Genomic DNA, 15,930 nt, shown 5'->3' with positions numbered 1-15,930 from the left:
TTTAACTCGACTAAAAAATCTACCAATCAAAAAATTAAGTAAACTAGTTTTTATTATTCTCATTACTCTCACTTCTTGGATTAAGTAATTTACGAATTTTTTCTTCCCAATATTCATCATGGATAACTCTAGCTTTTTCTAAACCATTTCGAATAATTTCAGTTTTAGATAATTTTGATAACGGTTCCCATTTTTTATAATCAAAAATATAAGTCGCATTATCTGGAAACTCTGATTCAAGAACTGAAATATCTAAATTTGGGAAATTATGGATAATATACCCACTATATCCAGCTACTCCTATTACTGTTTCATCTGGAGAAAAACTACTAATATAATTTAATCTTTGGAGAATTACAGGTCGAATAGTTTTTTTAAGTTTCTGAGAAATACTTTTCTCTATAGCTTCTTGAATTTCTTCAGCAGTTATTGTTCCAGACTTTAAAATGATCCAATCCACTGCCTTTAAATTGTGAGGTAATGTTATTAAACCATTTCTTGAATTAATATGAACATCAAACTCATTAAATATTTCCAATGCTAGATTTAATTTATGTAGCAAATGTTCTTCATTAGGTTCACACTTGATAAGAAAAAATAATTCATCATCAATATTTGAAACAGTTACTCGAACATCTGGTGCATCCAAACGTTGACGTTGATAACGCTCTCTAGCAATTAATTTACTTCCTTCCTTTTCAATTTGATCTGGCCCATGCCATTCTTTCCACGTATAAAAAATTTCTTGATAAAAAGTTTCTTTTGGCAAGTCCTTACGTATAATAACTTTCCCATCAGCATTTATAGTAGAAAACTTACCTATTTTAGCAGGGAGAAATGTTATTCCCTCTGATAATGGAAGTTGCTTATCAATTATCCCTAACTTATATAAAACATCATTTGAAAACTGTGAACATGGAACTCCAATAAAAAAGGTCTGCTCTAAAGCTGAAATTGTTACTGGAATTTTTCTAAAAAATTTCCGTTTAAAGTTCATAACTTTGCCCCATGATTATTAACACTTAAATAAAATTTAAAAACATATAATATTATTTAAATCTAGATCTTTAGTAACTACAAGTTAGGATGAAATTTAAACGACAACCTATGTCGCTGTAAAAACTATATTCTTTAAAATTTCTATATTAAATCACCCGAACCCCAGCAAAAAACACTCAAGCACTCTCTCCCGCTCGATTGCCACATCCAAACTTAGAAGCTGAATAATTGCACCTTCAATCATATATAAAAATAGCTTAGCGTCTTGAAAGGTAGCATCGGTTTTGAGTTTTATAAGCTGGCTATAAATTTCATTAAGCAGCCATGTTCTATATCTCACTGCCGTTATATAGGCTTTTGGATAGGCCAGTTTAGTTTCAAAAATTGCTTTAAATAATAGGTAATACATCCCCTCTAAATCGGTGTGTAGGTAATAAAGTTTCTTGAGTTTATCCTTCACGTTTGTACCTTGGTCGTACTGAGCAATTGAAACTACTTTTTCTTTTAAACGTTCTTTTTGTACGATCAAACAGATTTCAACAAATCGCTCTTTAGAGTGAAAATAATTATAAAAAGTGGCTTTCGGAATTTTTGACTCTTTAACGATTCTATCTACCCCAACGGTATGAAAGCCGTGATGGTGAAATAAATCAATCGACTTATTGATGACTTGTATGGCACGGGAAGAAAGCACTAACTTTGGCATAGTTTTACCGTTATAAATTCTTGTTGTTACTAAATGAGATACTTTTTTGGGAGAAAAAAGGCACAGCAAAGCCCGTAAGACTGTGCTTGGCACATCTCAAGTTTTATTGTTGATTAAGTTTTAAGACGAAGTAATTTAAAGCCTGAAACCTTACGGAGATCAAACTGCTTTAAACGTTTAAGCTGTGTCGTTATAGCTTTTGGCAAAGGCTGCCAAGAAATAATGGATGTGCAAAGCCAACTCCTTTTTATTGGGAGTTCTGCCAGACATTAGAATTATGGTGGCAGAACGAAAGGGGTTCGCAGACTGGTCAAACGAGGCCAGCACACCCGAAGGTGTCCCCCTCCGTTCCGCCATAGAGGGGGCACGAGGGCTCAACACTAAAAGTATGAAACTTTTAATGCTCGTTTGATTCGGTCTGCGACAACCGACTGGCAATGTAGGCCAGCAGGCAAAGAATAGTGCCCAACCCCTTTGCAGTCAAGCACACAAAATGACATTTGCTTTAAAATAGATCATTAAAAAGTAAGGATAAATAATTAAAATTTATTGTTAAATTGGGGTTTATAAAAGACTAAAATAAAGACAAATGGCTATTTTTCTGCTTTAAGAATTTCCAATAAAATTGATAAAACCTTATTACATAGGATGTAAATATATAATTTTATTCCATCCCATTCATACAAGTATATTTATTTATCAAGGTATTTCCTTTTCAATAGGTTTACGGACATACGGTATCAATTCTTTTTTTATTGCTCCAAATAATTGAAAATTTTGTTTAGCCATATTTAAGCTAATGCCATTTGCCCCACCCATATAATCAGGATCTTCATTTTGAACATTATCATCTTCCCAAAAACAAATTGGACAGATTTCAAACGAATCATAGGCTAAGTCATCAAATGTAAGATAACCACAACATAGACATGCGTAAGACACTATTTTCTCCCATCTTTGTCTATTCCAATAAAGTATACCATCAGTGTGTTTAAACACATTTTATGGATAGTTCATGAATGTGTTCCTCTATTTTTAACATTCAAAACTAAAATTTTTTTATAGCTATTATTAGTGATAGTTTATTATTTATTTTAACCCTACTATGAATAATATATTTTTAATAACAATTAAACTTAAGTAATTTATATAAGGAAGATTATGGATTTACATGAAGTGAGCATCTCTACTGAAAGACTCAATCTAACTCCTTTTACGGCAGAAGATGCCGATGAGACATATAACTGTATTACGCCTACTCTGACACGCTATATGGCGTGGGACCCTCAACCAAGACATGAGTTTGATCAAACTTGGAATGCTTGGTTAAAAAACTTCGAAACTGGATCTGAAATTATATTTGTTATAAGAGATGTACATACTCAAATATTTATAGGCCTTGTTGGCCTCCATCGTATGCAAACTCCTCATCCAGAGTTAGGTATATGGATAAGCGAAGATTATCATTATCATGGTTATGGAAGAGAAGCTGTATCAGCAGTCGCTAAGTGGGCAATAGACTTTGTTAAACCAGACTATTTTATTTATCCAGTTGCTGAAGCTAACGCTCCAAGTCGAAAAATTGCAGAATCTCTAGGAGGGAAAGTAGTTTCAAAATCTACAGGCCCAAAATACGAATTTGTAACTTATGAGATTCCTGTTAGTTGTTAATACTTAAAAAAACATAACAATCAAAAGACTAATGATGTCTTAAAAGAGAAAACTTGCAAAAAATCATCTATGATAATATTTTAGAGTAATTACTCTAAAATGAGATCTAATAATGAAAACTAAAAGAATTGGTTCGTATCACTGGATGCAAGCTACAAATGGTCAGCTCAGCTTCAAAGAGAAAGTTAAGTTAATTCAAAAAATTATGCTGCCAAGTGTTATGGCTTCTATAAAAATAAATTACTTTCGATTCAAAACTTCTCATGATTTTGATATCGATCAGATCGTAATACCAGATACTCAAATGGTTAAAGTCGCGCTTGATGAACTAGAGGCTAAAGCAGATATATCTATCTATAATCATTCATGGCGCACCTATTTCTGGGGCGCTGCTCTAGGCCATATACAAAAACAGCAATTTGATGATGAGTCACTTTTAATAGCCTCACTTTTTCATGATATTGGCTTAACTGAGCAACATATTCATAGTAAAGGTTGTAACTGTTTTACCTATGAAAGTGCTAAACAATTTGAACTAAAGGCCAAAGAACATAGCTTTGATGAGAAGAAAAGTGGAGTTATTAAAGATGCTATCTGCTTACATATGAACGGCTATATAGATCACTCTGACCCAGCAGAAATTACGCTATTACAGCAAGGTGCATCATGTGATGTGATTAGTGACGGTCTATATAGACTCCCCGTCTCTTTTAGAAATGAAATTTTAGAAAAATATCCTAGAAAACAATTTAATAAAGAATTTATTGAGCTTGTTAATTTAGAAACTAAGAATGTACCAAATTCTCGAACTAGTTTATTAAGTAGTCTTGGTTTACCGCTCATGATTAAGTCAAATTTATATGAAGAGTGAATTTTTATTAGTAATAATAATATTGATGGCTCAAAATAGCCTATTCGTTTAAAAATATTTATAAAAAATTATGATTTTTTAATCAATGAGGACATTCAATGAAGAATTTTCTAACCAAGAAAATGTATAAAACTAGAGCTTTATTTTTTGCTATAGGCGTCATGTCCATGAGTGTTTCTCCTATTATTATTCCTACTACTCACGCAGCTAAAGAACAAAAAATGGATAACTTATCTAATAAACTTTTACTCATTTTTGAAGATAAACCTATAGAACCCTCTTTATTCAACGCCGATTTTTTAGAAAAAGTTTCCATCGTACAAATTCAAAAAATCATTGATGATTTAAAAGTATCTTTGGGAACACTAAAAAGTATTAATATTTCTAATGGATCTGGGCTTATTTATTTCGAAAAAGCTGAATTACCAGTTTCAATTAGTTTAGACCAGCAAGGACAAATTAGTAGCCTTTGGTTTAGTGCTCCTCATTTTAAGACAGTTAGCCTAGATGAAATGGTTAAACGCCTGCATGAGAATGCAATCGGTAAAACATCTCTTTTAATTATGGTAGATAACAAACCTATCGTTATTGAAAACGATAAAACTCCAATGGCTGTGGGTTCTACTTTTAAATTGCTCGTTTTAAAGGCTTATGAAGAAGCTATAAAAAAAGGTGAATTAAAAAGAGAAAATATTGTTTACCTTAAGGAAAAAAATCGCTCATTGCCCACAGGAGTTCTACAAACACTACCTGCTAGCACGCCTGTAAATCTAGAAATTCTTGCTCAATTAATGATACAAACAAGTGATAATACAGCAACCGATAGCCTTATAGAGGTATTAAAAAAGCCCACTATAGAAGCTTTATCTCCAAGAAACTCACCGATACTGACGACAAGAGAGTTATTTCAACTCATTGATCCAGCCAATGAAAAATTAAGAAATAAATATAAAATTGGGACAAAATCTACCCGTTTAGAAGTACTCTCTGAACTAGACCCCCTCCCACTACCGAGCGTTAATAATATTGGAAAATCGCCTACTTGGCAGGATGTTGAATGGTATATGTCAGCCAATGAGATTTGCCCTCTTCTTGAAAATGTACAAGATGCCCCTGCTCTAAACAGTTCTTTAAATCCGCTCTTTAAGAATTTAAATTGGCAAAAAATTGGTTTTAAAGGTGGCTCCGAATATGGAGTAATCAATTTTTCTGTTATTGGGAAAACTCAAAAAGGTCATAAAGTTTGTGCAGTATTTACTGCAAATGGAAATGAACCACAGCCTGAATCAAAATTGGCAATATTGTTTACTGGAATACTTCAAGCAATTGACTCTATGAATAGTTAGATAAAAAATTTCTGAATCATTGATCGTAAAGACCTCTCAAGGCTTTGCTTGAAATTTCAGTTAACAACTGTTTAATAGTGCTTCGCCTGAGTATGTTTTACCATAGCTAAAAGATATAAGCTTGAAGGCATCTGTTGCAATGAATGACTCAGTGAAGTGGTTAGAAACTTTAAATAAAATTACTGGTATTGCTCAAACAGGTTTACATTATTCAAAAGATGTTTATGACAAAGAACGTTATGAACAACTCTTAGGGCACATTGAGTATTTATTAGAATTAAAAGAAATCAAAACAGAAAATTTTATTAATAACGTGCTCCAAGATGTAGGTTATGCCACTCCGAAATTAGATGTCAGAGCAGTTGTTTTTAAAGAAAATAAATTATTATTAGCAAAAGAAATCGGAGATGGGCGATGGTCTGTTCCGGGTGGATGGGCTGACGTAGGTTACTCAGCATCGGAAAATGCTGAAAAAGAAGTTATTGAAGAGACAGGTTTACGAGTTAAGGCGATTAAGTTATTGGCTTTAACAGATAGAACCAAGCACCCACACCCTCCGATGTTTTTACATGTGTATAAGGCTTTCTTCTGGTGTGAAATTATTGATGGTGAACTCACACCAAGTATTGAAACACCCGAAGTTGGATTCTTTGGTAGAGATGAGTTACCACCTATTTCTACAGCACGTGTAACAGAAGAACAAATACAGCAATTCTTTGATTATTTAGAGTCAGTACCAGACGTTACTAAGTTTGATTAATAAACTTAATGTAAGGCAGATCTCTTATATTTAGAGTTCTGCTGTTAAATTAAGATTGTTAATTACCCTTTTGCCTATTTTTTGAAATGGGCTATCTGTTCTAAGAAATCATTTAAAGGCATCGGACAGCCCCACAAATAGCCTTGAAACTCAGTACATCCATTACTTTTAAAAGCACTAAATTGTTCTGTCGTTTCGATGCCTTCTACTAACACGCGAAGGTTTAAATCCAGTCCAATTTTAATAATACCAGTGACTAATTTATTACTGCGTTTATCATCCAAAGCTGCCTGTACAAAGCTACGATCAATTTTGATTTGACTGATGGGCATTTTTTGTAGATAGCTTAAAGATGAATAACCTGTACCAAAATCATCAAGAGAAAGCTGAACTCCTTGTTTAGATAAAAAGTTCATTTTTTCGACCATGCTTACACAATTCGTTAAAGCAATATTTTCAGTAATTTCTAGTATGAGCCGAGATGGATTGACCTCATATTTCTGAATCACCCCAATTACAGTTTTCTCAAAGTTTGGTTGCATAAAGTGATCAGCACTAATATTAATTGAAAGTGTAAAATCTTTGGTCTCGGCTTTTTTACTCCACTCTTGTAAAACTTTGCAGGCTTGAGCCAATACCCATTCCCCGATCTCTGGCATTAAGCCAAAACTTTGTGCCGATGGAATAAAATCTTTTGTAGGAATATATCCTGAAACAGGATGATGCCATCTTAATAAAGCTTCCGCGCCTATCAGTGTTTCAGAGGCATTGACTTGTGGTTGATAAAAAAGCTCAAACTGTTGTTTAGCAAGCGCTAAGCGTAAGTCTTTTACCATGCTGTTTTCTATTTCTATCTCTAATTGCATGGTATAAATTGAAATGCAAATCATGAGTGTCGCAACACAAGTTGCAATCCATCCGCCATGATCACGAATATCTTCAGATAGCGGTATAGCACTCTCAAGATTAAAAGAGCTGCCACTAAAAAATATAAAACACCCAATAGACAATAAAATTAAAATGAATTGTAAATAACTTGGGTCTCTGCGGTAATTTAAATATCCCAATATCGCCCCAGCGGGTAAAAACAAATGAGCTACCTGTGGACGATCAACGGTAGCTATATCAAAAAATAGGCAAAAAACGACTGGAAAAACGAGAAGAACCGATTGTGAGAGGAGAATACCCGCTGAAATGCGGTTTATATAAATGAGAAAAAGGCTAAATATGGAGATCAGTGTAAAAAAGATGTCCATATAAACAATTAACCACATTTGTGAAAATGCAAAATATATGGTCCAAAACAAACAAAAAATAATACAAATAAAGATGTTTGCTTTTGCTGCGATTGTAAGCTGCTGATCTTTTACGGTACGGTAATTTTTCTTGTGTTTTTTAAAGTAAGACGAAGCTAACATAAATAAATCAACCGTAAAATATTTCTTCATAAACCCCAATCTTGATCATTGATTTGCCTTATCAATATTCACCAATAAAACTTCATGTTTTATTCCCTTGTTGTTTATACGACTCCTCCTGAGATCGGTGTTGTTTTTGTGGTGGTACAGTCCAGCGCTTGAATTGAACAGACTTGCTTTTCAAACACTCTATTATTTTAAAATATTGTTCCCTAACGATACATGCCTCTACTGGGCTACACAAGGTTTCAATACTAATAGCAATTAACTTATTTAATGAGAAATATCATTTAGCCACTATAGATAGCTCAGTGTATATTATGCGACTCAGCTTCTGGTTTATTTAACTCTCCTATGAAGAACGCATTTTCTGACAGCAACCAAATTAGAAAAGTGTCTAGTTTCCCTGAACTTGTAAATACAAAGTTTCAAGGAGAGACAAATGCGATTTGCTGGCACAGAAATTTGGTGGGCGACTTTAAAGAAATTGTGAATAAGCTTCAGTTAAAAGAAAATATTACAGAAGTTTCTATTGAAGACCTGTTAGTCCTGCAACTTTCAGAAAAAGGTAATCTTGCAAGAGCAATTATTTTAGAAGATATCGAGCTGTTAACTGAATTTGGTGCATCACCTGTACTTAATTTACTTAAATATTATGAACGCGATGAAGAACTAGATTTCATTTCAACCGATGTATATTCATTCCATGTTGATCGCTCCCCCATTGAAACCGATACATTCTTATGTACCTATCACGGCGCTGCTAGCGATATTGTGCCCAATGATCAAGTTGAACAAAAAGTTTTAATTCCAGAAATTAGAGAAAAGCTCAAAGAATTACATGACGGCTCTGATGCTGAATTTGAAGCTTTTTTGGCAGAGTATTTTTTTGATTTGCATTATCAGCCTAAACCCAATGCTCAACCTGTAAATTTAGGTACGGGACATATTTGGCGTTTAGCAGTAGATCATCCAACTCAAAAGGTTTTACCTTGTGTTCACCGAGCACCTGTTGAAAAAGATGGTGAATATCGATTGCTGTTGATTTGTTAAATATATTGCCACTCCATGACGGGAATGGCTTGAAATCATTTTTATCCAAGAAAAACTGGCTTAACTAATCTCTTAAGATATTCCGAAAACGGATCAAATAAATTCGGATATCTACCAAAGCAAAAATAATGAAAAATATGATTTAAAGTAGTTGACCCTCACGTAACGTAAGCCCCTAGCATAAAACACGCCTAAGGAAGAAGGAGCTAAAAAGATGCTGTTAAAAGTTGGTGAATTGGCTAAGCAAACAGGACTTACTGTCCGTGCTCTTCATCACTATGACGATATCGGTTTACTTCAGCCTTCGGTCCGTTCCGATGCTGGTTATCGACTATACACCCGTAAAGACATTACTCGTTTGCATCAGATTCAAGCATTACGAGGACTGGGAATGTCGTTAGCCGAAATCCATACGGTTCTTGAAGACCCCAATCTTGCACTTTTACCGATTATTGATCAGCAGATTCAAGCAATTGATCAAAGGCTGACAGAGCAAAAGAAATTGCGAAATCAGCTCAGCAAACTTAAATCTCAGATCATAAGTGGTGAAGAGCTTGGTTTGGAGGATTGGCTAAAAACACTGGAGCTTATAGCGATGTTTGAAAAATACTTTACAAAAGAAGAGCTTGAAAAACTGACTTTCTTACAAGCAGGCACTAAAAGCCACCAAGAATGGCAAGAGTTAACTCAAGCAGCAAATGCACTATTTAATGCTGGCGAACCATCTAATAGCGAAGCCGCTCAAGACTTGGCTCGTAAGTGGATGAAAACTCTTGAGCACAATACGCGAGCTAACCCAGAATGGTTAGTTAAACTAAATGCCATAAACTCAGCCGAGCCTGAATTTCAGGAAAAATTAGGCGTAACGCCAGAAGTTGTTGAGTTTTTACTTAAAGCTTTTTCTGAGAGTAAGCTGAGTATTTTTGCCCGTTATTTATCTGACGATGAGTTTACTTTCCTAAAAGAAAATTACATTCGTGAGATGAAAAAATGGCCTCAATTATTGGTCGATATTGAAAAATTGATTGATGCCGAGGTCACACCTGATAGTGATGGAGCAAAGCATTTGGCACAACAATGGCTCTCTATGCTACAAGGCTATGCTGGCAAAAACCCAAGTACTCAAGAAAAAATCCGTACAGCAATGCAAAGTGAACCAGGCCTTGCTGACGGTACTTGGCTCAAACCAGTGACTCTACAATTTCTGGAAAAAGCAGTAGCAGCACTAATGCGTGGTGCTTAGTTCTATCAAAGCAGCTGGCTACACCATAATTTGGTGTAGCTTTTTAAAATATTCTATTCTGCCCTAAAAACAGATTTTTTATGAATTAGTTTTTGATATTTATGATTATTTTGTTTTTCACGATTAATATATAACATTCACACGAACCCAATCTTCATACTTAGTCGCCTGAACATTCGTAGTTGATATGATCGCTCCATGAATAGGAATATTTTCTTTCATTCCTGTCGCGATTCGTGAAGGTATTTTACCTGCCGCTCCTCCCCAAATTTGAGTATAGCCCGCATCTTGATACAGTACATATGCAACAGATGCTGGGCTGTTAGCAGATTTAAGTTCAAAGTTATTGTCAGAGGTTACAGCCAATTGATAGGGTGTATTTTTGCTGCATTGCACAGTTACATCAGTTCTTGCAGTAGGAACTGGCTGAGCACGTTCAACCGAACCAAAATCTAAGTTTCCTTGTGTGGAAACTTCACAAGTTTCTAGAATGGTTAAACTGACCCTTAACGATGTAGATGCATTGCCAGCATCCGCACTATTTATTGTCAACATTCCCATCAGAGAAAATAAAGCATGTCTAATGACTTTCATTTCTTCTCTCCTTAACTTTTTGTTCTAATGTCTATTCATCTTTATATTGTGTTTTTTCTGTTCCTATTAAAGAAACAGCTTTCAGGATTATTTAGTTATAAGACTTAATATTGCACAGTGTCAATCTATACTAATCACATGATTTGCATATTATTTTTATAATTTGTGATGAGTTACACGCAATCTAATTAATTTAAAAAGTAGTGGATGTTTTTTATTTCTCCTAAGCGTAAATTTTGTCATTATTTATCAAACTGTATGCAGTTTACTCACCCCACTACTTCTAAAAATTATCAGTAATTTATAATCTGCTTTTAAACCTTGCTTAATCATTCTGTCCATTCTCGCAATTGCATAAAAAAACCGATCAAAATAATATCCAAACAAATAGATTATAACTTTGCATATTATTTAGCTTATAGATTCAATACTAAGAAAATTGTGAAGTTAAATTTAAAATGAATAATTCTGGCCCTTAAAACCATTTATTTTTAATTCGAGAAAACATTGATATGAAAAAATATTTACTCTTACTTTTACTTAGCTTTTATTCGGTTCATTCATTTGCATCGGACAAATTACATGGCAGTGTTTGGAAAACCATTGATGATGCAACCAATCAGCCTAGGGCGCTGGTAAGATTTAACCAAGATAAAAATGGCAACCTCTCTGCAAACATCGAAAAAATACTTGTTCCAAGTGAAGCCAACAAATGTACGATGTGTGAAGGTACTTATAAAAATAAATCTTTGATTGGTTTAACCATCGTCAAAAATTTAAAAAGTGTCGGTCAAAATAAATATGACAAGGGATCTATCCTCGACCCACAGTCTGATAAAACCTATCGCTTTAGCTTAACAGTATCCCCAGATGGCGAAAAACTTACCGCGCGTGGATATATTGGTATCTCTGCAATTGGTCGAAACCAAACGTGGTATCGAGTTAAATAGCTCATGAAGTAGCAGTAATCAACTTCTTATATCTACTTACCGATCATAATTACAGTCAATATGTGCATGATGGATGTAATAGTTTTTATGATCGGTACTTAGCTTGAATCATCAGCATAATAATGACGAGTAGCGAAGGTATTGCAGCAATCACAAATAAATGGGTAATGACCAGAAATTGAGAAAGATACCCACCAAATAACGGCCCAATGACCGAACCCAAACGGGCAATTCCGATACTCCAGCCCACTCCTGTAGTACGAAGTGAAACTGGGTAATAACTGGCAGACAGTGCATTAATGGCAGGTTGCCCACCAACAATGGCAAAGCCAGCAATAAAAATGATAATAAATAGTAAAACAATATGGCTAACAGCATAGCCAATTAAAGCAACACTTATCACTGCAACCAAAAAAACAGGAATTAATACTTTATAAAATCCTGTCTTATCGATTTTAAGGCCCATCACCACACTACCAATCGTACCGCCTAATTGTAGAGTGGAACCGATCATCAATGCCTGATTTAATGAAAGTCCTGACTCTTTGGCCAAAGTCGGGAGCCAGTTCGCCAGAAAATATAGACTGATCATATTTAAGATACTAATGATCCAGATGGAATAGGTAAAAAACGCGCGCTGATTTTTAAACAACTCAAGCGGCGACTTTTTAACCTCAACTTCAGTGTTATTAATAATTTTTATTTCTGAATTAAATGTTAAGGCCGGATAGAACTTCTTTAACCAAAATAAAATTTTAGGAGTATTTTTATTATCTTCACTCAAAAAATATAAAGATTCTGGTAACTTAAAGTATGTGATAAAGAAAATAATTAAAGGAACAATACCACCAAAATAGAAAATTGCCTGCCAGCCTCCCCAAGGAACTAATAAGGCGGATATACCGCCCCCTAACATTGCCCCTACCGTATAGCCACAAGAAATGACCATCATGGTGAAAATACGAGATTTGAATGGAACAATTTCGGAGCTATAAGCCATAACATTTGGCATGATACCTCCTAAAAAAATTCCTGTAACAAAGCGGATTGCAGTCAATTGCTCAATATTGCCCACATGTGGCGTCACCAGCATCAATACCGAGAACATAAAGGTTGAGATCAGTAAGATGGGACGGCGGCCAAACCGATCAGAGAGTGAACTTAATAAAAATGATCCAACAAACAAACCAAATAAGCTGGCGCTAAACACAATCCCTAGCATGGATTTTTGAACGCCCCATTCTTCTATAATCATTGGGGCTGCGTAAGCCATAGACTGAATGTCATAGCCATCCATAATCATGAGTAATAAACAGGTGATCAGAATAAATTTTTGATAGCTTCCAACTTTCTGCTGATTGATCAAATCACTTAATGCAACTTCTTTCATGGTATTCCCTTCTCCATGACATGCTTTAAATTAATTCATTTTAATTATGCAATACGTAATCAATTTACGATTAACGTAAAATAAAATAGCAATAATATGCCAATAAAGTCAAAATATTATTTTTTTATAATATAAACAAAAAGTTAGATCGGATGATTTGATTCTAGCTGAGTAATGAACTCACCTTATTGCACGGGGTCTATGGTCTGCTCATCTAACAAAAAACAAGCAAACCATACATTCTATTATTTAAATTATTTTTAGATTCAAGCAGATGATTAAAAAAACAATCGAGAATCTTTTCCCTCTCAACCGCCTGATCTGAGCTAAATAATTCCTCTCAATCAGCATTCTTCTTTTCAGCAGAAGATCCATTACTTGATGGTTTAGAAGAACCTAAAGCCATACTTGAGAATACGCCATCGCGATAAATCCATGCATGTAACAACGCAGCAGACAGATGACCAATAACCACAGCAAATAGTAGCCAAGCCAAAATTCCGTGTAGAGTACGGAACCAAGCGTAAAGTGTAGAGTTAGTGGGTGCTATAGGTGGAAGATCCCAACCCGGAAATAAAGTTACAGGCCAATTACCTGCTGATAGCGTAGCCCATCCGAGCAATGGCAAACTAAACATCAAAAGATAGAGCAGCCAATGTGATGCGTGGGCAATAAACGCCTGCCAGCGTGGTACAGTCGGCGGCAAAGGTGGAATTGGAAAATAGAGTCGATTTATTAATCTTAAGATGACCAATAATAAGATTGCGATTCCTAAAGGACGATGGATATCGATTAACCACGGACGCCAAGTGATTGAGGTTGTCATTCCCACACCAATAAATAGCATGGCCAAAATCGCTACCGCCATAAGCCAATGTAGTATTCGAGCAGTCAAATTAAAATGACGTGGAGCATTATTGTTAGATTTGTTTTGCATGGCTGATCTCTCCTATTTGCCCACGGCATCCGTTGCTTTGCCAAATCCAATTTCACGTAAGCGAGCATTGTAAGATTGTGAATAGATGCCTGCTCGTGCGGCGAGTACGGGATCATCTGATAACTCAATTCCTGGTGGAACTAGTGTTGGGTCAAAGTTAATGTCACGGCAAACACCATTTACCTGTTCAGTTACATTTTTGACTTCCAATGTTCCTGCTATCACTTCTTTGCGTTCTTTTGGCCAAGGTTGAGACGGGTCATTCACTGGGTCTCCCGGCTCGGCAAGTTGCAAAACTAAATCCCAATATAGCGGCCCTTCAGCTAAACGTTTTTTGATGTCTTTAAATAAGAAATCATGGCCGGCTTGATCACGTTGTTCTTTCGTCAGACTAATAAATTTTGAATGAGGACGCATAGACCAACGGACTGGCTGTTCTTGTCCATTGGCGGCCCGCAATATAAAAGCATTTACGACATAAAATTCTGCGCCACTGAAACTACCGGTTAATGGCATCTTCGCCTTTTGCTCAATAGACTTACGCGCTTCTGGATATTCTTTTAAGAAAGCCTCAACAAGGGCTGGATCAGGTTTGCCAGTAGCTGGAACTGGTTTAAATGCTTTTTGCTGCGCTAAAAAACCTTCAGCATTTCGCGTAGGGAAATAGGGAAAGTTGTTTAATTTCATGCGCCATTGTGAATGATCAGCTGCGGAAAGTAATAAAGCCATACTCACTGTTGCTGTAGAATTATCTGCTGCATGCGGGTTACCACTTCCAATAGAAAATCGACCAATTGCTGGTATATCAGACTTGGCAAATACAGTGGCTTTAGAGAGTGCCGCCGCCGCACCATTACTGTGGTAAGTACCATCAAAACAAATACCCTTACCGTGTGCACGTCGATATCCGGGATCAAAGTTATTTAATGAGTCTCCCAAAAAAGTTTTGCTTGTGGTGCGATGTCCAAATAGACCAGCAACCCAAGCAAATGCCAATACTAAGGAGCCCGCGATTACAGCAATACCCACGAATCGCAGCCAATACTTCTTTAGAGTTTTAAAATTCAAATTATTCATTCTTCATCCTGTGTAAATTGTATGGCTGCATCCCTAAAAAAGAGTTTGGTCATGTAAAAAGAGTATTACTTACATTGATGGAACCAAATTCAAAATTAGCTGAGTAAATAAAATCTCGAAAGTTCTGGATCCAATAGAGATAAGCCTTAATATAATATTTATTTCCCGATCATATAAGGTACGCACCTCGGGGTTAGTATTCATCTTATTAACATTTGAATGGAGATAAATAAAGCATGGGAACGAAGAAACTAGAAGCGCCGACATTGACCGAAAGAGTCCGAAGAGGTGATCTTTTTAAAAGCGAGCTCGTTAACTAATGATGATTGATCATAGAGATGAGAAAACAATCCAACACCTTTTCCCGATCGACTGCCCCATCTGAACTTAAAAGCTGAATAATTATGCCTTCAATCATATATAGAAATAGCTTAGCGTCTTGAAAAGTCGCATCTTTCTTGAATGCTCTAAGCTGACTATAGATTTCATTAATGAGCCACGTTCTATATCTCAACGCGGTTTGATAGGCTTTTGGATGGGTCAGTTTTGTTTCAAACATGGCTTTAAACAATAAATAGTACAGTCCCTCTAAATCGGTATGTAAGAAATAAAGTTTCTTAAGTTTTTCCTTCACGTTTGAACCTTGGTCGTATTCAACAATTGAAACCACTTTTTCTTTTAAACGTTCTTTTTGTACGATCAGACAAATTTCAATAAACCGCTCTTTTGAATGAAAAAAGTTATAAAAGGTCGCTTTGGTAATTTTTGACTCTTTAACAATTCTGTCGACCCCAACCGTATGAAAGCCGTGATGCTGAAATAAATCAATCGACGTATTAATAACTTGAATAGCGCGTGTTGAGAGAACTAACTTTGGCATAGTTTTACCGTTATAAAAATTCTTGTTGTATATAA

16 protein-coding genes are annotated in these 15,930 nt (G+C 35.4%); 7 read left to right on the top strand and 9 right to left on the bottom strand.

From position 1 onward, the window contains the following. Nucleotides 1-43: 43 nt before the first annotated feature. The 3 genes from RMA94_RS10805 to RMA94_RS10795 all read right to left on the bottom strand — a co-directional run bounded on the left by RMA94_RS10805 (nt 44) and on the right by RMA94_RS10795 (nt 2,647). The gene (locus RMA94_RS10805; RefSeq protein ID WP_311082842.1) at nt 44-997 is read right to left on the bottom strand and encodes a hypothetical protein; all 954 of its coding nucleotides are present in this window, start codon (nt 995-997) and stop codon (nt 44-46) included. A 153-nt stretch (nt 998-1,150) separates the two neighbouring features. Next, on the bottom strand, nt 1,151-1,705 hold the full coding sequence (locus RMA94_RS10800; protein ID WP_311082841.1) for a TetR/AcrR family transcriptional regulator: 555 nt from the start codon (nt 1,703-1,705) through the stop codon (nt 1,151-1,153). Nucleotides 1,706-2,404: 699 nt separating this feature from the next. After that, nucleotides 2,405-2,647: a CPCC family cysteine-rich protein gene (locus RMA94_RS10795; protein WP_202745424.1), complete on the bottom strand. Its 243-nt coding sequence runs from the start codon at nt 2,645-2,647 to the stop codon at nt 2,405-2,407. Between the two features lie 219 nt (nt 2,648-2,866). Between RMA94_RS10795 and RMA94_RS10790 the strand changes: the two genes are divergently transcribed. From RMA94_RS10790 to RMA94_RS10775, 4 genes are all read left to right on the top strand, one after another. Continuing rightward, nucleotides 2,867-3,376: a GNAT family N-acetyltransferase gene (locus RMA94_RS10790; RefSeq protein ID WP_032003264.1), complete on the top strand. Its 510-nt coding sequence runs from the start codon at nt 2,867-2,869 to the stop codon at nt 3,374-3,376. Between the two features lie 112 nt (nt 3,377-3,488). Continuing rightward, complete coding sequence (locus RMA94_RS10785; RefSeq protein ID WP_202745425.1) at nt 3,489-4,247, top strand: HD domain-containing protein; 759 nt, start codon at nt 3,489-3,491, stop codon at nt 4,245-4,247. Nucleotides 4,248-4,345: 98 nt separating this feature from the next. Further along, nucleotides 4,346-5,593 carry a serine hydrolase gene (locus RMA94_RS10780; protein ID WP_202745426.1) on the top strand — a complete coding sequence of 416 codons (1,248 nt, stop codon included), beginning with the start codon at nt 4,346-4,348 and terminating at the stop codon, nt 5,591-5,593. 139 nt (nt 5,594-5,732) lie between these two features. Beyond that, nucleotides 5,733-6,353: an NUDIX hydrolase gene (locus RMA94_RS10775; RefSeq protein ID WP_151302657.1), complete on the top strand. Its 621-nt coding sequence runs from the start codon at nt 5,733-5,735 to the stop codon at nt 6,351-6,353. A gap of 74 nt (nt 6,354-6,427) precedes the next feature. On the opposite strand, the gene RMA94_RS10770 is transcribed toward RMA94_RS10775, so the two are convergent. After that, nucleotides 6,428-7,801: an EAL domain-containing protein gene (locus RMA94_RS10770; RefSeq protein ID WP_202745427.1), complete on the bottom strand. Its 1,374-nt coding sequence runs from the start codon at nt 7,799-7,801 to the stop codon at nt 6,428-6,430. Between the two features lie 324 nt (nt 7,802-8,125). On the opposite strand from RMA94_RS10770, the gene RMA94_RS10765 reads away from it, so the two are divergent. Together RMA94_RS10765 and RMA94_RS10760 are read left to right on the top strand one after the other, a co-directional pair. After that, complete coding sequence (locus RMA94_RS10765; protein ID WP_311082837.1) at nt 8,126-8,824, top strand: DUF1826 domain-containing protein; 699 nt, start codon at nt 8,126-8,128, stop codon at nt 8,822-8,824. Nucleotides 8,825-9,038: 214 nt separating this feature from the next. Beyond that, the gene (locus RMA94_RS10760) at nt 9,039-10,067 is read left to right on the top strand and encodes a MerR family transcriptional regulator (RefSeq protein WP_311082836.1); all 1,029 of its coding nucleotides are present in this window, start codon (nt 9,039-9,041) and stop codon (nt 10,065-10,067) included. Between the two features lie 123 nt (nt 10,068-10,190). Here RMA94_RS10760 and RMA94_RS10755 read toward each other — a convergent pair whose 3' ends face one another. Then, entirely contained in the window at nt 10,191-10,661 is a 471-nt protein-coding gene (locus tag RMA94_RS10755) for a spore coat U domain-containing protein (protein WP_002163230.1), read from the bottom strand. Nucleotides 10,662-11,173: 512 nt separating this feature from the next. Here RMA94_RS10755 and RMA94_RS10750 point away from each other — a divergent pair. Beyond that, complete coding sequence (locus RMA94_RS10750) at nt 11,174-11,611, top strand: DUF2147 domain-containing protein (protein ID WP_005076813.1); 438 nt, start codon at nt 11,174-11,176, stop codon at nt 11,609-11,611. Between the two features lie 85 nt (nt 11,612-11,696). Here RMA94_RS10750 and RMA94_RS10745 read toward each other — a convergent pair whose 3' ends face one another. The 4 genes from RMA94_RS10745 to RMA94_RS10725 all read right to left on the bottom strand — a co-directional run bounded on the left by RMA94_RS10745 (nt 11,697) and on the right by RMA94_RS10725 (nt 15,895). Next, nucleotides 11,697-13,001: an MFS transporter gene (locus RMA94_RS10745; protein WP_060465926.1), complete on the bottom strand. Its 1,305-nt coding sequence runs from the start codon at nt 12,999-13,001 to the stop codon at nt 11,697-11,699. Between the two features lie 340 nt (nt 13,002-13,341). Beyond that, nucleotides 13,342-13,938 carry a cytochrome b gene (locus RMA94_RS10735; protein ID WP_060465927.1) on the bottom strand — a complete coding sequence of 199 codons (597 nt, stop codon included), beginning with the start codon at nt 13,936-13,938 and terminating at the stop codon, nt 13,342-13,344. A gap of 12 nt (nt 13,939-13,950) precedes the next feature. Then, on the bottom strand, nt 13,951-15,015 hold the full coding sequence (locus RMA94_RS10730) for a catalase family peroxidase (RefSeq protein WP_005070134.1): 1,065 nt from the start codon (nt 15,013-15,015) through the stop codon (nt 13,951-13,953). Between the two features lie 316 nt (nt 15,016-15,331). Then, entirely contained in the window at nt 15,332-15,895 is a 564-nt protein-coding gene (locus RMA94_RS10725) for a TetR/AcrR family transcriptional regulator (RefSeq protein WP_060465928.1), read from the bottom strand. Between the last annotated feature and the right edge of the window lie 35 nt (nt 15,896-15,930).

Origin of the sequence: Acinetobacter sp. V115_6, from assembly GCF_031799025.1 — a bacterium.
Lineage (GTDB): Bacteria > Pseudomonadota > Gammaproteobacteria > Pseudomonadales > Moraxellaceae > Acinetobacter > Acinetobacter pittii.
Note: the sequence above shows the minus strand (reverse complement) of the source record. Positions and strands in the feature narration are given on the sequence as shown.